This window comes from Phyllobacterium sp. NPDC097923 (genome assembly GCF_044760925.1).
Taxonomy (GTDB): domain Bacteria; phylum Pseudomonadota; class Alphaproteobacteria; order Rhizobiales; family Rhizobiaceae; genus Phyllobacterium; species Phyllobacterium calauticae.
The window spans coordinates 2,425,798-2,447,791 of the sequence record NZ_JBIWBL010000001.1; the positions used below are offsets into that span (position 1 = coordinate 2,425,798).

General features: G+C 60.3%; 24 protein-coding genes and 1 tRNA gene. 9 read left to right on the forward strand and 16 right to left on the reverse strand.

Annotated features, from left to right (window positions below; all coding sequences use genetic code 11):
* Nucleotides 1–5 precede the first annotated feature (5 nt).
* The 3 genes from ACIQWS_RS12170 (at nt 6) to ACIQWS_RS12180 (ending at nt 3,252) form a co-directional block, all read left to right on the forward strand.
* Nucleotides 6–1,304: a c-type cytochrome gene (locus ACIQWS_RS12170; RefSeq protein WP_403177194.1), complete on the forward strand. Its 1,299-nt coding sequence runs from the start codon at nt 6–8 to the stop codon at nt 1,302–1,304.
* A 64-nt stretch (nt 1,305–1,368) separates the two neighbouring features.
* On the forward strand, nt 1,369–1,986 hold the full coding sequence (locus ACIQWS_RS12175; RefSeq protein WP_403177203.1) for a TetR/AcrR family transcriptional regulator: 618 nt from the start codon (nt 1,369–1,371) through the stop codon (nt 1,984–1,986).
* A 45-nt stretch (nt 1,987–2,031) separates the two neighbouring features.
* A complete protein-coding gene (locus ACIQWS_RS12180; RefSeq protein ID WP_403177209.1) occupies nt 2,032–3,252 on the forward strand; it encodes an MFS transporter in 1,221 nt (406 codons plus the stop codon).
* Nucleotides 3,253–3,255: 3 nt separating this feature from the next.
* On the opposite strand, the gene ACIQWS_RS12185 is transcribed toward ACIQWS_RS12180, so the two are convergent.
* Both ACIQWS_RS12185 and ACIQWS_RS12190 read right to left on the reverse strand, forming a co-directional pair.
* Complete coding sequence (locus tag ACIQWS_RS12185) at nt 3,256–3,630, reverse strand: DUF4406 domain-containing protein (RefSeq protein ID WP_223612663.1); 375 nt, start codon at nt 3,628–3,630, stop codon at nt 3,256–3,258.
* A 26-nt stretch (nt 3,631–3,656) separates the two neighbouring features.
* Nucleotides 3,657–4,241: an NUDIX domain-containing protein gene (locus ACIQWS_RS12190; protein WP_403177215.1), complete on the reverse strand. Its 585-nt coding sequence runs from the start codon at nt 4,239–4,241 to the stop codon at nt 3,657–3,659.
* An 88-nt stretch (nt 4,242–4,329) separates the two neighbouring features.
* Here ACIQWS_RS12190 and ACIQWS_RS12195 point away from each other — a divergent pair, with 88 nt between their 5' ends.
* The gene (locus tag ACIQWS_RS12195; RefSeq protein ID WP_403177220.1) at nt 4,330–5,085 is read left to right on the forward strand and encodes a DeoR/GlpR family DNA-binding transcription regulator; all 756 of its coding nucleotides are present in this window, start codon (nt 4,330–4,332) and stop codon (nt 5,083–5,085) included.
* A gap of 34 nt (nt 5,086–5,119) precedes the next feature.
* Here the strand turns inward: ACIQWS_RS12195 and ACIQWS_RS12200 are convergent, their stop codons facing one another.
* Nucleotides 5,120–5,689 (reverse strand): TetR/AcrR family transcriptional regulator, encoded by a 570-nt coding sequence (locus ACIQWS_RS12200; protein ID WP_346307098.1) that lies wholly within the window; start codon nt 5,687–5,689, stop codon nt 5,120–5,122.
* A gap of 92 nt (nt 5,690–5,781) precedes the next feature.
* On the opposite strand from ACIQWS_RS12200, the gene ACIQWS_RS12205 reads away from it, so the two are divergent.
* Nucleotides 5,782–5,994: a hypothetical protein gene (locus tag ACIQWS_RS12205; protein ID WP_346307099.1), complete on the forward strand. Its 213-nt coding sequence runs from the start codon at nt 5,782–5,784 to the stop codon at nt 5,992–5,994.
* A gap of 401 nt (nt 5,995–6,395) precedes the next feature.
* Nucleotides 6,396–7,529 (forward strand): porin, encoded by a 1,134-nt coding sequence (locus ACIQWS_RS12210; protein ID WP_346307100.1) that lies wholly within the window; start codon nt 6,396–6,398, stop codon nt 7,527–7,529.
* Nucleotides 7,530–7,883: 354 nt separating this feature from the next.
* Here ACIQWS_RS12210 and ACIQWS_RS12215 read toward each other — a convergent pair whose 3' ends face one another.
* Nucleotides 7,884–9,059, reverse strand: coding sequence for a hypothetical protein (locus ACIQWS_RS12215; RefSeq protein WP_403177231.1), 1,176 nt, complete (start codon nt 9,057–9,059; stop codon nt 7,884–7,886).
* 345 nt (nt 9,060–9,404) lie between these two features.
* Nucleotides 9,405–10,046 (reverse strand): class I SAM-dependent methyltransferase, encoded by a 642-nt coding sequence (locus tag ACIQWS_RS12220; RefSeq protein ID WP_346307102.1) that lies wholly within the window; start codon nt 10,044–10,046, stop codon nt 9,405–9,407.
* A gap of 259 nt (nt 10,047–10,305) precedes the next feature.
* Between ACIQWS_RS12220 and ACIQWS_RS12225 the strand changes: the two genes are divergently transcribed.
* Nucleotides 10,306–10,521: a DUF4287 domain-containing protein gene (locus tag ACIQWS_RS12225; RefSeq protein ID WP_403177239.1), complete on the forward strand. Its 216-nt coding sequence runs from the start codon at nt 10,306–10,308 to the stop codon at nt 10,519–10,521.
* Nucleotides 10,522–10,604: 83 nt separating this feature from the next.
* Here the strand turns inward: ACIQWS_RS12225 and ACIQWS_RS12230 are convergent, their stop codons facing one another.
* The 3 genes from ACIQWS_RS12230 to ACIQWS_RS12240 form a co-directional block, all read right to left on the reverse strand.
* On the reverse strand, nt 10,605–10,889 hold the full coding sequence (locus ACIQWS_RS12230; RefSeq protein WP_346307104.1) for a hypothetical protein: 285 nt from the start codon (nt 10,887–10,889) through the stop codon (nt 10,605–10,607).
* Between the two features lie 12 nt (nt 10,890–10,901).
* A tRNA-Ile gene (locus ACIQWS_RS12235) sits at nt 10,902–10,978 on the reverse strand.
* Between the two features lie 182 nt (nt 10,979–11,160).
* Nucleotides 11,161–12,189, reverse strand: a complete 1,029-nt coding sequence (locus ACIQWS_RS12240) for a sugar-binding transcriptional regulator (protein WP_403177248.1) — start codon at nt 12,187–12,189, stop codon at nt 11,161–11,163.
* Nucleotides 12,190–12,347: 158 nt separating this feature from the next.
* Between ACIQWS_RS12240 and ACIQWS_RS12245 the strand changes: the two genes are divergently transcribed.
* On the forward strand, nt 12,348–13,109 hold the full coding sequence (locus ACIQWS_RS12245) for a hypothetical protein (RefSeq protein ID WP_346307105.1): 762 nt from the start codon (nt 12,348–12,350) through the stop codon (nt 13,107–13,109).
* On the opposite strand, the gene ptsP is transcribed toward ACIQWS_RS12245, so the two are convergent.
* Genes ptsP through ACIQWS_RS12270 form a run of 5 tightly spaced genes read right to left on the reverse strand, consistent with a single transcriptional unit; the run spans nt 13,106 to nt 17,822 of the window.
* On the reverse strand, nt 13,106–15,076 hold the full coding sequence (gene ptsP, locus ACIQWS_RS12250; RefSeq protein ID WP_403177254.1) for a phosphoenolpyruvate--protein phosphotransferase: 1,971 nt from the start codon (nt 15,074–15,076) through the stop codon (nt 13,106–13,108). The two genes, ACIQWS_RS12245 and ptsP, sit on opposite strands and share 4 nt — an antisense overlap.
* Before the next feature lie 51 nt (nt 15,077–15,127).
* Nucleotides 15,128–15,505, reverse strand: coding sequence for a PTS glucitol/sorbitol transporter subunit IIA (locus ACIQWS_RS12255; RefSeq protein ID WP_346307107.1), 378 nt, complete (start codon nt 15,503–15,505; stop codon nt 15,128–15,130).
* Between the two features lie 29 nt (nt 15,506–15,534).
* On the reverse strand, nt 15,535–16,551 hold the full coding sequence (locus ACIQWS_RS12260) for a PTS glucitol/sorbitol transporter subunit IIB (protein WP_223612651.1): 1,017 nt from the start codon (nt 16,549–16,551) through the stop codon (nt 15,535–15,537).
* Nucleotides 16,552–16,573: 22 nt separating this feature from the next.
* Nucleotides 16,574–17,332 (reverse strand): PTS glucitol/sorbitol transporter subunit IIC, encoded by a 759-nt coding sequence (locus ACIQWS_RS12265; protein ID WP_223612650.1) that lies wholly within the window; start codon nt 17,330–17,332, stop codon nt 16,574–16,576.
* A gap of 55 nt (nt 17,333–17,387) precedes the next feature.
* Complete coding sequence (locus tag ACIQWS_RS12270) at nt 17,388–17,822, reverse strand: transcriptional regulator GutM (protein WP_346307112.1); 435 nt, start codon at nt 17,820–17,822, stop codon at nt 17,388–17,390.
* A 171-nt stretch (nt 17,823–17,993) separates the two neighbouring features.
* Here ACIQWS_RS12270 and ACIQWS_RS12275 point away from each other — a divergent pair, with 171 nt between their 5' ends.
* The gene (locus tag ACIQWS_RS12275; protein WP_288194650.1) at nt 17,994–18,644 is read left to right on the forward strand and encodes a hypothetical protein; all 651 of its coding nucleotides are present in this window, start codon (nt 17,994–17,996) and stop codon (nt 18,642–18,644) included.
* Here ACIQWS_RS12275 and ACIQWS_RS12280 read toward each other — a convergent pair.
* Genes ACIQWS_RS12280 through pdhA form a run of 3 tightly spaced genes read right to left on the reverse strand, consistent with a single transcriptional unit; the run spans nt 18,625 to nt 21,987 of the window.
* Nucleotides 18,625–19,947: an acetoin dehydrogenase dihydrolipoyllysine-residue acetyltransferase subunit gene (locus ACIQWS_RS12280; protein WP_403177264.1), complete on the reverse strand. Its 1,323-nt coding sequence runs from the start codon at nt 19,945–19,947 to the stop codon at nt 18,625–18,627. The two genes, ACIQWS_RS12275 and ACIQWS_RS12280, sit on opposite strands and share 20 nt — an antisense overlap.
* A 3-nt stretch (nt 19,948–19,950) precedes the next feature.
* Complete coding sequence (locus ACIQWS_RS12285; RefSeq protein WP_182549470.1) at nt 19,951–20,949, reverse strand: alpha-ketoacid dehydrogenase subunit beta; 999 nt, start codon at nt 20,947–20,949, stop codon at nt 19,951–19,953.
* A 12-nt stretch (nt 20,950–20,961) separates the two neighbouring features.
* The gene (gene pdhA, locus ACIQWS_RS12290) at nt 20,962–21,987 is read right to left on the reverse strand and encodes a pyruvate dehydrogenase (acetyl-transferring) E1 component subunit alpha (RefSeq protein WP_403177270.1); all 1,026 of its coding nucleotides are present in this window, start codon (nt 21,985–21,987) and stop codon (nt 20,962–20,964) included.
* Nucleotides 21,988–21,994: the final 7 nt, after the last annotated feature.

Sequence of the window (21,994 nt, forward strand, 5' to 3'; positions counted from 1 at the left end):
GAATCATGAAAAGACTCGGCCTCCTCCTGCTCGTCGTCGTGGTTGTCATTGCGGCAGGCGTCGCGATCTTCCTGTTCAAGCCGGCCTCGCTGCCGGATGTTTCCGCGGCACAGGCGAAGCTGCCGACAGGACAGGCGCTGATCGATCGCGGTGAATATCTCACCCGCGCCGCCGATTGCGTTGCCTGCCACACCACCGCCGGCGGCAAGCCCTATGCCGGTGGGCTCGCCTTCAAACTGCCGTTCGGCACGATCTATTCGCCCAACATCACGGCGGACAAGGAGACGGGCATCGGCAATTGGAGCGATGCGGAATTCGTGCGCGCGCTGCATCAGGGCATCGACAAGGATGGGCAGAATCTCTACCCCGCCTTTTCCTATGCCGCCTATGCCCAGATGACGACGGAAGATGCACTGGCGATCAAGGCCTATCTCTTCAGCCTGCCGCCGATCAAGGCCAACGCGCCGAAAAATCAATTGGGTTTCCCCTTCAACCAGCGCTATGTCATGCGCTTCTGGAACCTGCTTTTCGTGCCGAGCGGCCCGCTGCAGCCCGACCCGGCGCAGACGGCTGAATGGAATCGCGGTGCCTATCTGGTCGAAGCCATGGCCCATTGCGGCGAGTGCCACACCCCGCGCAACGTGTTTTACGCCGTCGATAATGGCAGGAAATTCGCCGGGGCCGAACTGCAGGGCTGGAAAGCCTACAATATCAGCTCGGACAAGCGCACCGGCATCGGCGGCTGGAGCGACCAGCAGCTTTTCGACTACCTCTCGAAAGGCCATGCGGAGGGGCGCGGCGCCGCCACCGGCAGCATGGGGGAAGCCGTCGACTTCAGCCTGCGCCATCTGACGCCGGAAGACATCAAGGCCATCGTCACCTATGTGAAATCGGTGCCGCCGCAGACGTCCACCGACAATGCGGTTGTCGAAGCGGAACCGGCTACGCTCACCGCATCCACCGCCTATGCCCCTGCTGCGGACGCGCAGGATGGGCTCGGGCTCAAGCTTTTCCAGGGTGCCTGCGCCAGCTGTCATGGCTGGAACGGTGAGGGTCTGCAAACGCCCTATGCCGCGCTGAAAGGCAGCCGGACCGTCAACGATCCCGACGGGACCAATCTTATCCAGGTTATCCTCAAGGGCGCGCACATGACCACGCCGCAGGGCAGGCAGTCCATGCCGGCCTTCGCCAATGCTTATTCGGATGTCGAGATCGCGGCGCTGAGCAACTACGTGCTGGGGCATTTCGGTGGCAAGCAATCGGCCATTACCCCGGCGGATGTGGCCAAGGCGCGCACGCAATAGACCGAAAGGCAGGATATCTGAGATAACACTTGATTTAGGGAATGATCCTTCCCTATATTGGGGCATGACCGAAACCATTGCATCAGACACCATGCGCGGCCGTGGCCGCCCCCGCGAATTCGATATGAACGAAGCGCTCGACAAGGCTTTGCGCGTCTTCAGCGAACGCGGCTACCACGCCACCTCGATCGGCAATCTGACCGACGCCATGCAATTGGCTTCGGGCAGCGTCTACAAGGCGTTCAAGGACAAGCGCGGCGTGTTTCTGGCCGCCTTTGACCGGTACCGGACCGTGCGCAGCGGCAAGCTGCGCGCCGTCATCGATACGGACAAGACGGGCTATGAACGCATCCGTGACGCCTTGACCCTTTATGCCGATGTCTCACATGGCCAGACAGGAAAATTGGGCTGCCTTGTCGTCAGTTGCGCCAGCGAGCTGGCAACGTTCGACCCGGAGGTCGCGAAAAAAGTCGCGGCTGCCATGGATAGCAATGAAGCCGTGCTGCGGGACCTGATCGAGCTGGGCCGGAATGACGGCTCGGTGCCCGCCCAGATCGACGGCAAGGCGACGGCGCGGCTCCTGCTCTGTCTGGTGCAGGGCATGCGCGTTGTCGGAAAAACCGGGCGTACACGCGATGAAATGGTGGCCGCCGTGACCGTGGCCATGAAAACCCTGACCTGATCGCATCCATCAATAAACTCTCAATTCCCTCCCAAGGAGTTACCCATGTCGTCCCCCCATACAGACGCCCCGTCTGATCATCCGGCCATTTCCCCGTGGCTGACGCTGCTGCTCGCGACCGCCTGCGGGCTGATTGCCGCCAACCTCTATTACGGCCAGCCGCTGGCCGGACCCATCAGCGCGGAACTTGGCATGTCTCCGGCAGCCGCCGGCCTCATCGTCACGCTGACGCAGATCGGCTACGGCCTCGGTCTGCTGCTGATCGTGCCGCTGGGCGATCTCTTCGAAAACCGCCGCCTGATCCTGACCGTCATTTTCGCCGGTGCTGCCGCGCTGCTCGCTGCCGGACTGGTCACCCATCCCCTGCCATTCCTCGCCGCCGCCCTCTTCATCGGGCTCGGCTCGGTCGCCGTACAGATCCTCGTCCCCTACGCCGCCCACATGGCTCCGGAAGCCGCACGCGGCAAGGTTGTCGGCAATGTCGTCAGCGGCCTGATGCTGGGCATCATGCTGGCGCGCCCCGCCTCCAGCTTCATCGCGCAGTTTTCCTCGTGGCACGTGGTGTTCTATCTTTCCTCCGCCACGATGATCGTCCTGATGATCGTGCTGGCATTGGCCTTGCCGAAGCGGGTTCCCGCCTCGAAACTCGCCTACCGCCACCTGCTGTCGTCCATGGGTCGTCTGGCCGTGACAACGCCGATCCTGCAGCGCCGCGCGCTGTATCAGGCCTGCATGTTCGGAGCCTTCAGTGTGTTCTGGACCACGACACCGCTGCTGCTGGCCGGACCGGAATTCGGCCTGTCGCAGGGTGGCATTGCCCTGTTTGCGCTGGCGGGTGTTGCCGGCGCCATTGCGGCCCCCATTGCCGGACGCTGGGCCGATCGCGGCCTGACACGCCCGGCAACGATCTTTGCCTTGCTGCTGGTATCGGCATCGTTTCTGATGACGCATCTGGCGCCGCATGGCTCGGCACTGGCGCTCGGCCTGCTCACGGCAGCCGCCATCCTGCTCGACTTTGGCGTCACCACCAATCTCGTGCTGGGACAGCGGGCGATCTTCTCGCTCGGACCGGAATACCGCAACCGCCTGAACGGGCTTTACATGGCGACATTCTTTGCCGGCGGCGCCATCGGTTCGGCCGTCGGCGGCTGGGCCTTTGCCCATGGCGGCTGGTGGCTGACCTCCTGGATCGGCTTTGCCCTTCCGGTGCTCGCGCTTCTCTATTTCACCACGGAAAAGCGCGCCGTGCTGGTGCCCGCCACATGAAACTCAGTGCGGGGCCGCCAAAGCCCCGCAGCCCGGCACGTCCTCCAGCCGGTAATAGACCGGGATACCCCGCTCATTGGCAAGGCGGACATCATTGTCCGCTCCCTTTGAATCACCAGGCAGGCGCAGGATCGCATCGCACAGCGCGATCAGCCGCCCGGCCGCCGGATGGAATATCTGGTCGTAGAGCGCATCGCCGATCGTCTTGCCGCCCGCCGCATGCCATACGGGCAAGGCCACCCATTCGCCGATCATCGGCAGATGGCCGGCCTGAAACAGCGGCCAGGACACCTCCTCCAGCCGCTTGAGATTGTCAGCCATCTTGCCGGCATCGTCATTGGTTCCGGACCGGTATGGCCCGGCGATCAGAATAAGCATGGTCTTCTCCGTATGTTTTGTGAGGATCAAGCGAAAATGTGCAGGGCGGCGTGCTGCAGCAGCATGATTGTCTTGCCGTCCTGAATGGTGCCGCTGCCGATCATGGCCAGTGCCTCGTCAAAGGGCAGTTCGAGGACATCGATATCCTCGCCCTCGGCTTCTTCGCCGCCGCCATCCGAAACCTGGTCCGACGAGGTGTATTCCCCGACAAAGAAATAGAGCTTTTCGGTCACCGACCCCGGACTCATGAAGGCTTCGAAGACTTTGCGCACATGCTTCACGCGATAGCCGGTCTCCTCCTCCGCTTCCCTGCGGATGCGCTCCTCCGGCGAGATATTGTCGAGCAGCCCGGCAGGTGCCTCGATCAACAGCTCGCTGCAGCCATTGACGAAGGCGGGGTAGCGGAACTGGCGCGTCAGGATGACGGTGCGCCGCGCCCGGTCATAGAGCAGGATCACCGCGCCATTGCCGCGATCATAGGTTTCCCGGTTCTGCGTCTGCCAGGTGCCGTCGCGGCGCAGATAATCGAATGTCGTCTTTTTCAGCACGAACCAGTCATCGGCAAGAATTTTCACGGTCCGGATACGGACACGGTCGGCAAGCTTGGTCATTGGGCACCACCATGGGACAGGATCGACTTGATAAAACGTGCAACTTCGTGCAGAGTCAAGAAATATCGTGCAATATTTTGAGGACCACATGCTGACGCAACAGCGCAAGGCGCATATTCTCGCGGTTCTGAAGGATACAGGACAGGTGGTCGCCAAGACCCTGAGCGAGCAACTCAACCTGTCGGAAGATACGATCCGCCGGGATTTGCGCGAGCTGGCGGCGGAGGGACTGTTGCAGCGGGTGCATGGCGGCGCTCTGCCCGCCTCGCCTGCCCTTGCCGACTTTTCGGGACGCCAGGCCATTGCCACCGATGGAAAGAAAGCCATCGGCCGCGCCGCGGCCGCCATGATCCGGCCCGGACAGGTGGTGTTTGTCGATGGCGGCACGACGGCCGTGCAGCTCGTCCGCCATTTGCCGCCGGGGCTCGAGGCAACCATCGTCACCCATAGCCCCAGCATCGCCGTCGAGCTCGTGGCTCATCCCGGCATGACGGTGGAGATGATCGGCGGGCGGCTGTTCAAGCATTCTGTCGTCGCCGTGGGTGCGTCAGCCATAGAAGCCATCGCCCGATACCGTGCCGACATCTATTTTATGGGCGTCACCGGCATTCACCCGGAGATCGGCCTGACGACGGGCGATTCCGAAGAAGCTGTCATCAAGCGAGCCTTGTCCCGCCATGCGGCCGAAACCATCGTTCTCGCCTCCTCCGAAAAACTGGGCGCCGCATCGCCTTTCGTGATTTTGCCGATGAATGAAGCACAGGGCCTGGTTGTTGAACGCAGCACGGCGGAGGAAACCATCGCAGCCTACCGCAAGGCGGGGATGACAGTTACCAAGGCTTAGAGCCCGTTCTGTTCCAATAGAGAAAGGAAGGGCTCTAGAGGGCAGCTTCGTTTTCGGCAATCAGGTTCATCACCTGGTCAAACGGCTCGCGCGAGCGCAGCATCCGCGCCAATATCCAGGCACCTTCCAGCGACACCAGAATTTTCATGGCGAATGCCCGCGCGTCCTTGTCAGGGTAGAACCGCGCGATCTGTTCGGCGAAACTGCTGATCCAGCCTTCCATGACCTCCTTGATCGCCAGCGACAGCCGCTCGGATTTTGGTGTGGTATCCAGAAGCACGCTTGTGATGGGACAGCCGAGGGTCCAGCCGGAGGCCTCGAATGAATCGTAGAGACGCGCGATCATCAGTTCCGCCCCGGCCCGGAACGTCGGCGCATCGCGAAAACTCTTGTTCAGGACGTGAATGATGTAACCGCCGGCACTGCGCACCGCGTGCTCGGCCAGCTCTTCCTTGCCGCCGGGAAAGTGGAAATAGAAGGATCCCTTAGGAGCCTTTGCCTTGGCGATGATCTCGGTCAATCCCACACCGTGATAGCCGTGCGCCTGGAACAGGACGACGGCGGTATCGATAAAGCGGGTCTTTGCATCTGATGGACGTGGCATGGGCCTATTATGCATATTGTATGGCGATCGGTCTAGTGCTAGGTTCTATGGCGATTGCCATAGAACGAACGGCACATTCAGGGAGAATGCCGATGTCTGACCAGCACGAACGCCATTTGACAGGGTGCGAAGCAGCGCCCGCACCATCAACAGTTCCCCCACTGTGGCAACGATTGCTTGATCTCAGCGGTTATTCCGCCCTGCGCAGCCTTGGCGGGCGCAAGCCGGAGACGAGGATGCCGCAAGGCTGGGACGGTCTGGAACCATTCGATCTCTTGCGGGGATGGCAGTGCGGCGAGGACTGAGTAGCAAGAAGAAACCAGAATTGTCCGGAATGGTCACAAGCCAAGCCGCAAGGCCTTACTCCTCAAGCATTTCCGGAATTTATACCGGGTAAAATACAGGGACAAAGTATATTCTCAATTTTATACGCCATTATAAGTTGTAATATGCAACCGCAAACACCGTGATTCGACCAGATATATCGGTGATAAGCGATTGTCTTGATGGAATCGCCAAATACCACCAATTATTTCCATTTATTTTACAATGGTTTAATGTTGCAACCTGTGAATTGACGTCAAATTTGTGACATAATTGCAACGACGAGCGCCCAACCGTTATACAACTTGGAGTTGGCAGTTGCTGTCCTCGGTAAAACTGCACTAAGCAGTATAGGTCAATCAAGACCTTTTGGGGGACCAATATGACTATCAGAAGTATTCTACTGGGCTCAGCTGCAGCTCTCGTTGCAGTATCCGGCGCCCGCGCTGCTGACGCAGTTGTTGTCGCCGAGCCGGAAGCTGTCGAATATGTTCGCGTTTGCGATGCATACGGCAAAGGCTTCTTCTACATTCCAGGCACCGAGACCTGCCTGAAGATCGGCGGCTATGTCCGTTACGACGCCAAGGGCGGCGATGACGTGTACTCCGGCGGTCACGTGAATAATGGTAGCGATCCCAATGGCGATGGCACCTATTTCAAGCGCTCGCGCGCTGTCGTGCGTTTCGATGCCCGTTCGGAAACCGAACTCGGCACGCTGCGTTCGTACATTGAAACACAGTTCAACTACGACAACGGCGCCAACAAGGGCGCGTCGATTCCTCACGCCTATATCGAACTCGGCGGCTTCCGCATCGGTACGACGGATGAAGTCTTCGGTTCGTGGACCGGTTATGCCGGCGACGTGCTGAACGACGACGTGATCAACTACCAGTCCGGTCAGTCCAACCAGGTCAGCTACACCTTCACGGCTGGCAACGGTTTCTCGGCAATCATCGCTGCTGAACAGGGTTCGGGCAGCTATGCCGCCATTGATCCTGTAACGGGCCTTCCGATTACAGGAACCTCCCGGTCCTACCAGATCGACGATTACATGCCGCATGTTCTCGCCGGTGCGAAGTATGAACAGGCTTGGGGCGGTATTTCGGGCGTCGTCGGTTATGACTCCGTTATCGAAGAATGGGCTGGCAAGCTCCGTTTGGACGTGAAGTTCACCGACACTGTCAAGGCATTCGTCATGGGCGGCTATCAGTCGAACTTTGATGACTCCGGCAGGAACCAGAACTGGTTCGGCACATGGACCGGTGACTGGGCTGTTTGGGGTGGCCTGTCCGCCAAGGTTTCCGACAAGGCAACCGTCAACGCACAGCTCGCTTACGAATCCGAAGGCACATACTCGGGTACTTTGAACCTTGCTTACGAACTGGTTCCTGGCTTCACGATCACGCCGGAAGTCACGTACACCAAGTTCGACGGCCTGCGTAAGGCTGCCTCGATCGCCAATGGCGGCAACGACGATGCGTTCGGCGGCATGATCCGCTTCCAGCGCAACTTCTAATCCGCTGCGATTTGGAGATATCCCCGGGGGCTCGCCCCCGGGTTATACGGCCACGGCCCAAAAAGCATTTATCAATTGTACCTGGCCATGTAGAAGGACTGCATGTCCGGGTCTCGATGATGAGATCTCCAGTCACGTCATTACCTTGGAACGGTGGGCCGCAAGCCCGCCGTTTTTTGGCGTTTGGCGAAGGTTTCCGCAATGGACATGGCGGGCCTGATTGAAACGATCACGGTCGGCCGTTCTCCGGAAAAAGAGCATTGGCTCCGCCCTTCTCCGGCATTTTTCAAGGATTGGCACCGCACCGAAAATCCGCAAACGTTTCACAGCAACCATGCCTTGATATATCGGCGTTCAGATCGAAACTGAGCCGCGGCGTACCCATCTGGTCGGAACTCCGAGAAGCCGATTCACAATACGCAACGGGTATGTAATTTTCCAGGAATAGCTGCGCTGCAGTTGGACCAGCGTTTCATTCAAAGCCTGGGTCGTCGAACGGGATGAACCGAGATTGACTTGCAGAGATTCAATTTCTGTCTGCAGCTGTTGCAAGCACTGATCCACCGACGCCTGCTTAACCCGCAGTTCTTCGATCAATTGCTGGCGTTGCGTGATTGCGTCCTCGGCAATGCGCAACTGTTCATTCATTTGGTGCGCCTGGCCTTGGGAGATTTTCTGCCTGCTGGCGAACTCGTCGAAGGTGATGTCCACGAGGCAATTGCTGAGCTGGTTCAGCCTTTGATGCAGCAAACTCAGATTGATCATTGCTTCTTCATCGTGGGGAGACTGATCAAGTATACGTAAATTGGCGAGAATCTGTTGAATATATCCGTCGTCCTGCTCAGTAGCAGATGAAAGCTCTGGAGGCGTGTTATGATGCCTCAACGCTGGCTTCAGGAACGACTCTATATGTGTTCGTGCATGCGCAGGATTGATCGGCCAATCAATCCGCAGGAACGACTCGAGCTTGCCAAATACGGCTTCAAAGCTGTCAATGAGATCGTCGAAGGATATGAAAACGCGTTCAAAATTCTGAGAACTCATCACAGCGTCAAGAACGTGCCGCGCCCAAACAGTTTTGGCGTATTCGCCGGTGGTCCCGCCTCTTGCGGCCAGCGATGCAGCAACGTCCACCGGTTTACGGTAAGGAATAATGCAGCGAATATCCAAGTCCAACAGACGCGATATATCCTCATACAGCGGGAAGAAACGGCAGATCCTCGGATCCTTGACCACAAACAGGTCGGAATTGCCGAACTCGTCCTTCAGGGCTTGGGCAATCCTATCCCGATAATAGGAATATCGGTCTCCCAATGATTCCAAGTCAAAATCACGCCAGTCATTCCAACTGCTGCCGCCTTCGGCAAGCATTTCGTCGTGGATTTGTATAAGTCGCGTAGACTCCCAATGCCCTGGTTCATTACTTGCATTTCCCCCAAGCAAATGAATGGGCAGATCAGCCCCCAATAAGCTTAGAATACGCGTAACAGCACTCGTCCCAGATCGATGCATGCCAAGAACAGCAAGCATTACTCTCTTCTTCGACCCATATTCGTACAATTTTATATTCCCCGATAGATTCGTCGTATCCCCAAAGCCCTTCTCACAATTGCTTCGACAAAAATCAATAAGTTCTGCTCTCATTTGGTGGATTATTCTTAAGCTGTGTAAAGAGTTGCAGAAGTAACCATTGCAAATCTGCCAACAGACAAAGATTCCGCTTTGAAGAACATTATTCTTCAGGGTGCAGCCGGAGCCGAGCGCGCGACCAAATACCTCAGCCAGCTACATGTGCGAAACAGTCTTGCGCGCATGCGATGCCGGACAAAACAGCACCGTGATCCTGTGAATACCCGACAGCCACAGCCATTGCCGTCATCTCTTGCGCGCCACGATATAGGGCCGGTTGTCATTGCCCCCGGTTGCGTGGTTTTCGGTGGCAAGAATGTCGAAGCCTGCGGCGGATATGAGCTCACCCAGCTCCGCCACGCGGAACACGCCCGCATAGGGTGCCAGCCGCAATGCACGCATTGCGGGCAACAGGGCGAGCCGGATGAGCGGGTTCATCTCGCCAACGCAGGGTGTCTTGGAAATGAACAGGCCCTCCGCCGCAAGCAGGGCATGGATGCGGCGCAGCGTACCGGGCAGGTCGCGGACCAGATGCAGATAGTTGAATCCGAGGATCGCGTCGAATTCTTCCACGCCGGGCGCCAAATCCTCGGCGGTCGCCGTGCGGAAGGCAAGCGCCGGGATGGTGGGGCCGGCGGTCTGTTTCTCCCCGGCAATGGCGATCATGCCCGCGGAAATATCCACGGCAAGATAGCTTTGCACATCGCCCGCCAGCCGGAGTGCCGTTGTTCCCGTTCCGCAGCCGAGTTCGAGCACCCGGCCGTGCGGTGTCAACAGCGCGCGGGTCTGCTCCAGCGTGCGCGCATAGCCGGCCGGGTCAGCAATCGCACCCCTGGCATATTTGCGCGACGTCCGGTCCCAGAAACGGGCATCACTGGCTGTGCTCATGGCGGACTCTTCTGCCTTTCACATGCGGGAACGGGTCGATAGCAGGTTGCATGCAGTCCATTCCGGGTTTGATCCGAACGCAATAGCCGGCGTTTCTCCTGATGGCTTCAGTTCTAGCGCACATCTGCCGTTGTTCAAGGCACGCGCCATTGATTGAACGCGGTGGGAATGGCACAAAAAGTTTGCAACAGTGTCGGAACGGGGCCATGCCGTTCGTCCTATGGCTATATCCATGACAGGCGAACAGGGAGATCACGCGATGACTGGAGACAACACAGTAAAGGGGCCCGCTTCCTACTTTCCATCCATCGAAAAGACCTATGGCAAACCCATAGGCCACTGGTTGACGGTTTTGGCAGGCGTGCCGGATCAGAAACATATGGCGATGGTCGCCGTCCTGAAAGCCCAGCACAATATGGGGCACGGGCACGCCAACGCCCTGGTTGCGCATTTTCGGGCCCAGACCGGAAGCTGATTGTGCCATTGCCCGGCCGAGACGTCGAAGCGCCTCCACCCGAAGGGCAGAGAGGCGCTTGCGATCCGGGCGGCGATTGCTGCCTATTTATCCGGGCCTTTGCGCGGCCAGCGCTTATCGTCGCGTTCCAGTTTCTTCACCGTCAAGACCAGACCCGTCGTCAGAACGGCGGCCAGAATGACAATAATCAGAATCCAGCTTTCTTCCAATATTTGTACCATTCCGCCAACGCCTCCTCGTTGCCGCTCAAGCCCGGCCCGAGCCATGATAGCAGCGATGCCGGCCAAAATCATGACTGCAACAAAGAGTGATGGCCAACCGCCAGGCCAATCGAAGCGCGCGGCATGAATATATTGATTTTGTTGCATGATTTGGAAGAATGGTGGGCCCGGAGGGACTCGAACCCCCAACCAAGCGGTTATGAGCCGCCGGCTCTAACCAATTGAGCTACAGGCCCCACCTGAAAGCGGCAAACCCTATGGCTGCCGCCCGTCTTCCCCGCGATCAATAGCGGGAAAAATCACGAATGCAATGCCCGATTTGATCTCATCGCCCGATCGGGCAATTTCGGGCTGAAAATCCACAACTCCTGTGGATTTTCATGCGCTTGCGCGGGCGCACCGGCACGGCGCGGACGGGTCAGCGCTGTTCCTGCCCGGCCAGCACCAGCAACTGGCGCGCGCTTTCCTCGTCGGTGATGAAAACCGTCGGGCGGATCAGTTTCATCGCGCCAAGCAGGGCATTGATCTTTTCCTTGCCGCCGGATGTCAAAACGCGCACCGGAACCTTCTGCAGGGTCTCGATGCCCACCGACATGACGAGATCATGAATCGGGTGGTCGACGAGGCGTCCCTGCTGGTCGTAGAAGTGGAACAGGATATCGCCGACCGCGCCGCGTTCGGCCAGGGATGACTGGTGTTCCTCATTGAGGAAGCCGATGCGGTAAGGCGTGCTCGATGCCGTTTCGATGGCGCCGACGCTGAGCAGCACGAGGTCGAGATCCTCGGCCATCTCGAACACGCTCTTCAGGCCGCAGCGCTCGATCAGCGCCGTTCGGGTCTCGACGCTGTCCACCAGCGCCGGGGCCGGAATGAGATAACCATTGCCCTGAAACAGCTGGGCAAATTGCCAGGCGAATTCCGCCGGGTTGAAGCGGCGCGGCTGGCTGATGCCGCCAAGCAGCGAAATCACGGTAAAATCTTCAAGCGCGCGCGCTTCCAGATAGGACAGCGTGCTGAGCAGGGTACGCCCCCAGCCGACGCCGATGCGCATGCCGTTGGCCACCACGCCCGACAGATAATCGCCGGTGGCGGCACTGATGGCCGGTATCGGATCGTTGTCGGCCTGCGACAACGGGGCGATGATCACCTTCTCCAGCCCGAACTGCTGTTCGACCTGCCGTTCCAGCGCAATCAGGTCCGACAGATAGCCCTGGATGCCGATCTTGACCTCGTTGCGGGCGCGCGCCTCGGCCAGCATGCGCACGATGGTCACGCGGCCGACGCCGAGCACTTCGGCAATCTCGTTCTGGGTCATCTGCTCGATGTAATACATCCAGGCGGCGCGCATGCGCATGCGGCTGATTTTCGTATCGGGCTGCCCGATATCCAGGGGGGCCTTTTTCGGAGTGTTCGGCGCGCTAGTCGCCCGCTTGCGTCGATCGGTCACTTTACACCCCCTATTGCTCGCATCCGTTTCCTGCCAGTGCCAGATTTGTGTGCTGACAAAACAACGCCGTGCACAGTACACTCCGGCAGAATATTGTTTAGCAAGTCACCAAAAGCAGATACAAAGCATTATCCACTTTGCAAGTCGAGGTCTGCCACATGATCAGGGATATTTCAAACGAGATTGTCGTCGGCCTCAAGGACCGGTTGCGCGATGTCCGGCACATGATCCGGGCCAGCCGCAGCGACAAGATCAGGACGGCCGCCCCTGAAGGTCCGGAAGCTTTACTCGGTCATGCCGCCCGCGTCGTCGACAAGGCGCTGACCGTGGCCGAAAAAATCTCGATTTCGCTGGTGTCGCAGGATCCGAAGGCCCATTCGGCCACCATCGAGGCGCGCAGCCTGCATGCCTATTTTCCCGCCGACAGCGCCAAGGGCGAAGCCCTGTTCCGCCGCGATGTCTATTATCTGGCGAAACGTATTTTCACCGTTCTCGGCAGCGAAAACCCGGTGGTTCACGAGGCGACCTTTGCCTCCGTCCATGCGATCATGATTCGCCGGCATGCCGACCGCATCAACGCGGCAACCCGCACGAACGGCTTGACCGAGATATCGGATGCCTGCGCGGCCCTGACCTTTGAACTGCAGGCGAGCCACCAGGCCCAGCCGCTGCCCCCGCACATGCCGGGTGACAACGGCCCGGACATGGCGACCCGGTTCCTGTGCTTCTCCGCCATTGCGCTTGCCATCGGCCTTGCCAGCTACAGCGACAATGAAGAGCCGGGCGACGAAAAGCTGGTGGAGAGTGCGCTGCTGGCACTGAAAGCCCGCCACACCAGCCTCATCGAGGCCACGCAGGGCAAAAACCGGACGGATGCGCTGTCCGGTCTTTTCGCGTTCCTGATTCCGGTCCTGCCTTAAGCGGTTTTAGCACCGTCCAGAACGCACTTCTTGGCACGCTGGATCGATGACGGGCTCATGCTCAGCTCGGTCAGGCCCATGGCGATGAAAGCCGGGATCAGGTCCGGGCGCCCGGCGGCTTCACCGCACATCCCGACCATGATGCCCGCATCGACCCCGGCCTTTGCCGTCAGTTCAATGGCGGCCATGACGGCGGGATGAGTTACGTCATTGAGCTTGGCCACCGTCGGGTTGAGCCGGTCGGCGGCCATGATGTACTGCGTCAGGTCGTTGGTGCCGATGGAAAAGAACGCGACTTCCCTGGCCAGTGCCGGAGCAATCAGCACGGCGGCCGGTGTCTCGATCATCACACCGAGATCGAAATGCGCAAATGGCGTGCCAGCGGCCGCCAGTTCCCCGGCGCACTCCTCGATCAGCGCCTTTGTTGCCTGCACCTCGCCGACACCCGAGATCATCGGCAGCATCACCTTGATGTTGCCGTGGACAGCGGCGCGCAGCAGCGCCCGCAGCTGCGGCTTGAATATATCCGGCCGGTCCAAGCACATGCGAATGCCGCGCCAGCCGAGGAACGGGTTTTCCTCATCGGGAAAGTCGACCCCGGCGATCGGCTTGTCGCCGCCGATGTCGAGCGTCCGCACGATCACCGCATGCGGCGCAAAGGCTTTGGCGAGGCTGGAATAGGTTTCCGCCTGCAGATCTTCCGACGGCAGGTGGATATGCCGCATGAACAGGAGTTCGGTGCGGAACAGGCCGACGCCCATGGCGCCCGCTTCCTTCGCCGCATCGATTTCCTCGAGCGAACCGATATTGGCGGCAATGTCGATGACCGTGCCGTCGGCGCGCCGGGGCGTAACGTCCTTATAGGCGGTCAACGCGCGCTTTTCCGCTTCAGCCTTGGCAATGGCCGCCTGAAAACGATCGGCAACGGCCGTATCCGGATCGGCGAAAACCGCGCCGCTGTCGCCGTCGAGCGCAACGGTCCTGGCATCCTTCAAATCGAGCACGGCGCGGCCAAGGCCAAGCACGGCGGGAATGCCATGGGCACGGGCAATGATGGCGACATGCGAGGTGGCGCCGCCATGGCCGCAGATCACCCCGGCAATGCGCTTCAAGGGCGCGCGGGCAAGATCCCAGGCGCCGATATCCTCGGCAACCAGGATCGAACCCTCGGCGATGGCATCAAGGTTGACGTCTTCCTGCCCCAAAAGGGCCAGGCATATCTGCCGCCCGACCGCATTCACATCGTCGGCGCGGGCGTTGAGATAGGGATCGTCCATGGTTGCGAAATCGGAGGCGATCTTCGATGTTGCCCCGATCACCGCCGAAACCGCGTCGATCCCGCCTTCGACAATGGCAATCGCCCCGCCGGTCAGTTCGTCGTCATTGGCGATATCCTTCAGCGCCGCGACAATACCGCGATCACTGTCCGCCAATCCGGCTTCCGACAGCGAGGCGTCCATGCGCTTCTGCACGGTGACGATGGCCTGCTTCAGCCGCAAAACCTCGTCGGCAATGGCGTTGGCCGCCAGCGGGCGGTTCTCATGCTTGATCTCTGCGGGAAAAAACCCGTAGACGGGGCCGACGGCCACGCCCTCGCTTGCAGCGACACCGCGCAGGGCACCATCGGCGGTGGGACCATGCGCAGGCCTGTTTGCGGCGGGCTTCCCGGCATCCGGCTTCGGCGGCTGGACCGCGCCGTCATCTTCGATCCCCGCATGCGGGTTCTCGAGGTAGCCGATCAGCGCCTCGATGGCTTCGATGGCATCGGCACCGGTTGCGCGGACGGTGATTTCCTCGTTTTCCTTGACGCCAAGCAGCATGAGTTTGACTGAACTCTTGGCGCTGACCGACCTGTCATCCTTGACCAGCTCGATATCCGATTCGAAACTCTTGGCGAGTTTGACAAACCGGGTGGCTGGCCGCGCATGTAATCCGTCATGCACCCGCACAATCGTCGAGCGTTCCATGCTTTACTCTCTTTGGTATTTCGTTCTGTTTCGGCCTGTCAGTCCTGAACCCTATCCGATGGTGATGGTCGCCCCCACCTTGAGGGTTGAAACCAGTTCGCCGGTATCCACTTCCGATGCACAGATTTCACCGGGACGGTCAACATGATCGGACCCGTTGAATGTGATGACAACATGGCCGATGTCCCGGACCTTCTGCCAGGCATAGTCGCCGATGCCGGTTATCTCAGCCGAGAGATCGCCGATACGGATCACCGAACCGACCGGCGGCGTTGCTTCCGACGGCGTGCCGTCGACCAGATGCAGGATGGAAACTTCGGCAAGTTCCGGCGGCGCGCCATCGGCAAACAGGATGACAACGCCTCCCTCTGCGAGGTCCGCCACCTCGGGACCCACGGCTGTTACCCGTGTTTTCAAAAGAACTGACATGATGGCGAACCTCTTCTTGTTAATCGGGTTTAGAATACGATCAGGCTGACAACCCAGGCGATCAGCACCGAGACGGGACCCATGATCTGGCGGCTGATCAGAACCGCCGGGACACCGATCTCGATCGTCTTGGGCTTGGCTTCACCCAGCGCCAGTCCGACCGGCACGAAATCACAACCAACCTGCGTGTTGTAGGCAAACAGCGCAGGCAGGGCCATTGCGGGCGAAATCGTGCCGTTGGCGATCTGCGGACCGATGATGGCCACGCCGATGACCTGGGCAATCACCGCGCCCGGTCCCAGGATGGGTGACAGGAACGGCAGGCCGCAAATGGCCGAGATGATCAAAAGGCCGACGATGTTGTTGGCAAGCGGACCCATCGGCTGGGCCAGCACATCGCCGATCCCCGTATAGAGGATGAAGCCGATGAGCATGGTCACGAAGGCCATGAACGGCAGGACGTTGCGGATGACCTGATCGATCGTGCGGCGGCCGGCATTGAAGAAAATGCCGACGACACGGCCCATGACCCGGCCAACCGAACTGATCAGCCCGATCAGGCCGCCTTCGCCGTTGTCCGATGCCGTATCCGTGCGGCTGGACATGGCAGCGGCCATTTCGGCCGGTGTCGGCGTGGCAGCGGCCCCCGCCACCGTGGCTTCCTGCGATCCGTCGGCAAGCTCGATATTGGCTTCCTTGACGCCGGAGACATAGATGTCCTCGGTGATGAACTGGGCCAGCGGGCCGGACTGGCCGACAGGCGTCAGATTGACGGTTGGAATGCGCTTGCGCGGATAGACGCCGCAGCGTGCGGTACCGCCGCAATCGACGACGACAACGCCCATTTCGCCTTCGACCGGCGGCGACTTGAAGCCATCGACGGCTTCACCGCCGGTGAGTTCGGCGATCCGGCGCGCCACGGGATGAATCCCGCCGCCCGTGACGGAAACGACCTTGTTGCGCTGCGGTGTCAGCTGGATGGTCAGCGGGCCGCCCCAACCGTTGGAGCCCTTGGATATTTTGACTGGTTTATAGGTCTTCGACATTGTTTTTCTCCCCACCCCTGACTTAAAGCTCGATGCCCTGGCGCCGCGCCATGATGGCGGTGATGCGCTCGGTCAGCATGCCTTTGAGGAGGATGACCACGAGACCGACAATGGCGTACCAGATCGCCACCCGGATGTGATAACCGGCGGGAACAAGACCCTTCTTTTCCAGTTCGAGCAGGGCCACCAGAATGCCGCCCCAGACGAAATACTCGCCGGGATTGATATGCGGGAACAGGCCGAGCGGCGGATGCACATAGGACACGGCAGCGTCATAGAACGCCGGCTTGTGCTTTTCCTCGAGGAACGAGCCGAACGTATAGGCCATGGGATTGGTCAGGAAGAACACGGAGAGCAATGGCAGCACCGTGTAACGGGTCAGGGCAATGCGGCCCGCGCCGCGCGCGATGCCATGGACGCGCTCTTCGCCGACCAGTTCGGTCAGCGCGTAGAAGGCGGTCATCAGCACGACGAGTGTCGGGATGATACCGGTGACGAAACCGGCAAAGACTTCGCCGCCCTTCTGGAAAATACCGATGAAGTATTTACCGGCGCTGGTCAGCCAGCCGAGCTGCTCTTCCTTCTGCACGTTCTGCAGCTTGTTCTTGAATTCCTCGACGGAAATATCGCCGCTGGATTGCGCCAGAACCACGAGGTCATTGCCCGCGTGGTGGATAGCCTGTTTGCCGTGCAGCGCAGCATCCGAGACCATCGACCCTGCCACCGACAGATGGTGCATGGTGACGTCGGCGTGCTGTGCCAACATTGTTAGAATTGACATGTTCCCTCCTCCTTATCGGCCATTTGCTTGGGTACGGCCACCCCCGGGCTTGCCCCTATGCGTTGACTGTCTTGATTCCTGCCAGGCCCGGCCGCTTCGGCTCGGCACGCGCACGGTCGATCTGCTCGATGGCGCGCTCCGCCGCCTTGGCCAGGGCCGGGTCTTCCACGCCGGATAGGAGCGGATCGGCGCGCAGGGCGTTCAGCGTGATTCCCTCGAACTCCGGCCGCCGCGCAAACTTCGCGAAAACCGAACGGCCGCGCATCACCAGGAAGCGCTGCACCACGAGATCCGGCGTCACCACCACGAGAGCGATGACGCCTTTGCCGAAACGTCCGCGCACATTGCCTGCACCGACATATCCGTCGTTGTACTTCGACGTAATTCCCTTCATCACATCGCCATAATGGCGCATCTGGTACCAGACGCCCAGCGACTGCAAAGCCCAGAGAACTCCAAGGGCAAGCAATCCCCATTGCCACATCGCCATGTCTTCAACCTCCCATTGTCCAGTCATAAACATATGCTATGCCGGAACGGAAAAATATAGAACATTTGTTTTTTGCAATGTCAATATGTATGATTTCCTGTATCATTGAAAACTTGGCTTCCTCTGCATTGAAGCGTAAGACATTGATGGAACTGATCAGAGAGATACGGCATGGATTTTCTGTTTCGCGATGAGCTGGTGAATACGCCCGACCTGCGCCACCGCCTGCGGCGGCTGCGCTGGTTCCGCATGGCCTTTCGCAAGAATGTCGCGCTGATTGCCGAGCATTATGGCTACCGCTTTGTCATTGACGAAACGAAGCTGACCGCCGCTTTCCTCAACTGGATCGAAACCGTCGAGCAGCAGAAATCCTTCGCCCGCATCGACCGCAAGGACTTCATCATCTTCGCCGCCGGTCTGGTGCTGAAGGAACTCATCACCGAGGCGCCCGCCAAGGTCCAGGGGCATACGCCGCAGACCAATGCCGATGCCACCGAAATGGCCGATATCATCGCCTTCTGGCCGGAAGGGTTTCTCTACACCAACTTCTGCGTCGGCACGATTGCCGCCATCTACGAACAGGAATTCGGCACGGCGCCGCAAATCGCCAGCTGCGCCAACGACCTGCGGACCTGGTGGTCATACAAGGAAAATGTCACGGAAATGCCGGGCTACGCCGTGGCCTTTCTCGACAAGTTCCTCGGTGCGGAGCCAAACTGGGTCATGCCCAACCTGGCATCCGCCCGCAGCGCCATCCAGCGCGCCCTCGTCGCGTCGAAGGGCGGCAGCCGCCTGACCGCGACTACCCCGCCGACCGGCTGATTTCCCGCAGGATCCGCACGACCTTTTCCCGTTGCTCCAGCTGCGGCATGTGCCCCGTCCCGGCAAAGACATGGACGGCGATCTCGCCGGGCAGGCCCGCGGCATGGGCTGCCGGAATGATCCGGTCCGCCGCCCCGACAATCACCCGGACCGGCATGGCCAACCCGGCAAGGTTTCTGCGGATATCGAAGACCTGCGTGCCATCGGCAAAGAAGCGGTCGGCCACCAGCTTTTGCGCCGCGCGCAACCCTTCGTCCTGCGACTGGGCAAGCGTTGCCTTGACGAAGGATTTGGTGAGGAGGCTCTCGTCCTGCACCAGCAGTTTCATCCAGGCGACGAGACTGGCTTCGGCCCTTGCGCGGACGAACCCCTGCAGGAACGCCCCGTTGATTTCAGGACCGAGCCCGGCTGGCGCGATCAGCGTCAGGGCGCGGATATCGAGGTTGCCGCGCGCCGCGACCTTGGCCGCAATCGCCGCGCCGAAGGAATGCGCCGCCAGCGCGACCGGCCCCGCATGATGGGCGGCAATCGTCCGCTCCACCTGCGCTGCAATGGAATCGATGTCCGCCGGAATGTCGCGCGGTGATTCGCCATGCCCCGGCAGATCAATGGCCAGGATCGGGCTATCCAGCGTTGTCCCGGCCAGCATCGGCCGCCAGCTGTTGAGATCGGAACCGAAGCCGTGGATCAGCACCAGCGGCGCGAGCGTCGCATCGTTGCCCTGCCGCAGCCAGACGGCATGCAGCGGCGCGTCACCGGTCTTGGCCTGCACGGGAACAGTGACGGCCGGTTGAGCCGCCGCCGGCCGCGCCTGCGGAACATTGGCTTCGACGTCCCTGCGCTGAATCCGGCCCTTGGGACCGGAGCCCGCAACCGACGTAAGGTCGATCCCGCTTTCTCTTGCGATCCGCCGCGCCAATGGCGTCGCGCGGACACCATCCGCTGCGGCAGGCAGGGTTTCCGCAACCGCGGCAACCGGCGAGGCAATGGCAGCATCCAGCGGCGCGTTGGAGATGGCGGTCTCCACGACATCCGGCTGGCTTGCCGGTGCGGCATAGGTTTCGCCTTCCGCATAAATCCACGCGACGCACTGGCCAACGGGCACGACGGCGCCTTCCGCGGCCTTGACGTCACGCAGGATGCCGGAGGCTGGCGCATCCACTTCCATGGCAGCCTTGTCGGTCTCGATTTCGAACAGCAGCTGGCCCTTGGAAATGCTGTCGCCTTCCTTGGCGTACCAGCGCGAGATCTGGCCGGTCTCCATATCCATGTCGACCTTGGGCAGGATGACTTCGGTAGGCATGAGCTATCGCACCCCCTTCACGAGATCGCGGGCGCTGGCGAGAATGCCCGGCACCTGCGGCACGGTGGCCTTTTCCAGCTCCGGATTATAGGGGATCGGTGTTTCCGCCCCGCCCAGCCGCACAATCGGCGCGTCGAGATAATCGAAGGCCTCGCTTTCGGCGATCATGGCGCTGACTTCCGCGCCGACACCGAGTGTTTTCACGCCCTCATAGACGCACATCAGCTTCGACGTCTTCTTGACGCTGGCAATGATGGTGTCCTTGTCCATCGGCCGGACGGTTCTCAGGTCGACGACTTCGACGTTGATCCCTTCCTTTTCCAGCTCTTTGGCCGCTTCCAGCGCCTTGTGCACCATGATGGCCGAGGCAACGATGGTAAGGTCCGTGCCTTCGCGCACGACGGCCGCCTTGCCGATCGGTACGGTGTAATAGCCTTCGGGCACCGGCCCCTTCATCTTGTAGAGCAGCTTGTGCTCGAAGATCATCACCGGGTCCGGATCTTCGATGGCCGCCAGCAGCATGCCCTTGGCATCGTAGGGCGTGGACGGCTGGATGACCTTCAGGCCGGGAACGTGGCCGAGCCAGGCTTCGAGGCTCTGGCTGTGCTGTGCCGCCGCGCCCGTGCCGGAACCGGCGGGAAAGCGCATGACCAGCGGCACCGAAACGGCACCGCCCAGCATGTAGCGGATCTTGGCCGCCTGGTTGACGATCTGCTCCATGGCCAGCGCCGCAAAGTCGGAGAACTGGAACTCGAAGATCGGCCGCATGCCGGTCAGCGCTGCGCCGACGGCAACGCCCGCACCGCCAAGCTCGGAAATCGGCGTGTCCATCACCCGGTCCTCGCCGAAGCGATGCACGAGATCGCCCGTGACCTGGAAGGCGCCGCCATAGACGCCGATATCCTCGCCCATCAGGAACACCCGGTCATCGGCCTCCATGGCAAGCGCCATGGCTTCCTGGATAGCCTGCGAATAGCTCAGCTCGCGGATTGTCTCATTCATCTGGAAAGTCTTTCAGTCCGTGTAAACGTCGCGCGTGAGATTGTTCAGATCGGGAGATGGGCTGTTCCTGGCAAATTCGATCGCCTCGGCGATCTCCTTCTCCACATCCGCGCGGATGGCGTCGATATCCCCATCGGTGACGAAGCCGAACTCCTTCAGCTGGGTCTCGAACAGGTCGATGGGATCACGGTTGGCAATCCAGTCCTCGATCTCTTCCTTGGTGCGGTAGCGGTTGCGATCGCTCTTGGAATGGCCGCGATGGCGATAGGTCTTGCACTCGATCAGCGTCGGGCCCTCGCCGCGCCGCGCCCGCTCGACAGCCTCGTTGGAAGCCTCGGCGACATCCGACAGATTGTTGCCGTCAACGATCACGCCCGGCATGTTGTAGCCGGCGGCGCGATCCGCCACGTTCGGCACCGCCGTCGACCGCTTGGTCGAGGTGGACATGCCGTAGCCATTGTTCTCGCAGACGAAAACCACCGGCAGTTTCCAGATCGCGGCAATATTCAGCGCCTCGTGAAAGGCGCCTTCATTGTTGGCGCCGTCACCGAAATAGGAAATGACGACCTTGCCGTTCTTCTGTTTCTTGGCGGAAAGCGCGGCACCCACGGCAATCGGTATGCCGCCGCCGACGATGCCATTCGCACCGAGATTGCCCTTGGACACGTCGGCGATGTGCATGGAGCCGCCGCGGCCCTTGCAATAGCCGGTTTCCTTGCCGAAGAACTCGGCAAACATTTTTGACACTTCCGCGCCCTTGGCGATGCAATGGCCGTGACCGCGATGGGTCGAGGTGATCATGTCATTGTCGTGCAGCGGCATGGATATGCCGACGGCGCTGGCTTCCTGGCCGATGGACAGGTGCATCGTGCCGTGGATGAGCCCGCGCGTGTAGGATTCTTCCGCGCCCTCTTCGAAGCGGCGGATGAGATACATCTTGCGCAGGGCTTCCTTCAGCTGCTCCGGAGAATAGTGCCGGAACGCGAAAGGAAGATTGCTGCCATCATCCTTGAGTTTGGCGTTTGTGGCGGGAGCCATGCTTGGC

Excerpts from the sequence above, each read along its gene's own strand:
- ACIQWS_RS12195 (WP_403177220.1), top strand. The coding sequence starts at position 4,330 with ATGCTGACGCAACAGCGCAAGGCGCATATTCTCGCGGTTCTGAAGGAT.
- ACIQWS_RS12260 (WP_223612651.1), bottom strand. The coding sequence starts at position 16,551 with ATGTCGAAGACCTATAAACCAGTCAAAATATCCAAGGGCTCCAACGGT.
- ACIQWS_RS12190 (WP_403177215.1), bottom strand. The coding sequence starts at position 4,241 with ATGACCAAGCTTGCCGACCGTGTCCGTATCCGGACCGTGAAAATTCTT.
- ACIQWS_RS12280 (WP_403177264.1), bottom strand. The coding sequence starts at position 19,947 with ATGCCTACCGAAGTCATCCTGCCCAAGGTCGACATGGATATGGAGACC.
- ACIQWS_RS12180 (WP_403177209.1), top strand. The coding sequence starts at position 2,032 with ATGTCGTCCCCCCATACAGACGCCCCGTCTGATCATCCGGCCATTTCC.
- ACIQWS_RS12215 (WP_403177231.1), bottom strand. The coding sequence starts at position 9,059 with ATGCTTGCTGTTCTTGGCATGCATCGATCTGGGACGAGTGCTGTTACG.
- ACIQWS_RS12170 (WP_403177194.1), top strand. The coding sequence starts at position 6 with ATGAAAAGACTCGGCCTCCTCCTGCTCGTCGTCGTGGTTGTCATTGCG.
- ACIQWS_RS12285 (WP_182549470.1), bottom strand. The coding sequence starts at position 20,949 with ATGAATGAGACAATCCGCGAGCTGAGCTATTCGCAGGCTATCCAGGAA.
- ACIQWS_RS12200 (WP_346307098.1), bottom strand. The coding sequence starts at position 5,689 with ATGCCACGTCCATCAGATGCAAAGACCCGCTTTATCGATACCGCCGTC.
- ACIQWS_RS12230 (WP_346307104.1), bottom strand. The coding sequence starts at position 10,889 with ATGCAACAAAATCAATATATTCATGCCGCGCGCTTCGATTGGCCTGGC.
- ACIQWS_RS12270 (WP_346307112.1), bottom strand. The coding sequence starts at position 17,822 with ATGGCGATGTGGCAATGGGGATTGCTTGCCCTTGGAGTTCTCTGGGCT.
- ACIQWS_RS12205 (WP_346307099.1), top strand. The coding sequence starts at position 5,782 with ATGTCTGACCAGCACGAACGCCATTTGACAGGGTGCGAAGCAGCGCCC.
- ACIQWS_RS12175 (WP_403177203.1), top strand. The coding sequence starts at position 1,369 with ATGACCGAAACCATTGCATCAGACACCATGCGCGGCCGTGGCCGCCCC.
- ACIQWS_RS12220 (WP_346307102.1), bottom strand. The coding sequence starts at position 10,046 with ATGAGCACAGCCAGTGATGCCCGTTTCTGGGACCGGACGTCGCGCAAA.
- ACIQWS_RS12265 (WP_223612650.1), bottom strand. The coding sequence starts at position 17,332 with ATGTCAATTCTAACAATGTTGGCACAGCACGCCGACGTCACCATGCAC.
- ACIQWS_RS12185 (WP_223612663.1), bottom strand. The coding sequence starts at position 3,630 with ATGCTTATTCTGATCGCCGGGCCATACCGGTCCGGAACCAATGACGAT.
- ACIQWS_RS12210 (WP_346307100.1), top strand. The coding sequence starts at position 6,396 with ATGACTATCAGAAGTATTCTACTGGGCTCAGCTGCAGCTCTCGTTGCA.
- ACIQWS_RS12225 (WP_403177239.1), top strand. The coding sequence starts at position 10,306 with ATGACTGGAGACAACACAGTAAAGGGGCCCGCTTCCTACTTTCCATCC.
- ACIQWS_RS12245 (WP_346307105.1), top strand. The coding sequence starts at position 12,348 with ATGATCAGGGATATTTCAAACGAGATTGTCGTCGGCCTCAAGGACCGG.
- pdhA (WP_403177270.1), bottom strand. The coding sequence starts at position 21,987 with ATGGCTCCCGCCACAAACGCCAAACTCAAGGATGATGGCAGCAATCTT.
- ACIQWS_RS12255 (WP_346307107.1), bottom strand. The coding sequence starts at position 15,505 with ATGTCAGTTCTTTTGAAAACACGGGTAACAGCCGTGGGTCCCGAGGTG.
- ptsP (WP_403177254.1), bottom strand. The coding sequence starts at position 15,076 with ATGGAACGCTCGACGATTGTGCGGGTGCATGACGGATTACATGCGCGG.
- ACIQWS_RS12275 (WP_288194650.1), top strand. The coding sequence starts at position 17,994 with ATGGATTTTCTGTTTCGCGATGAGCTGGTGAATACGCCCGACCTGCGC.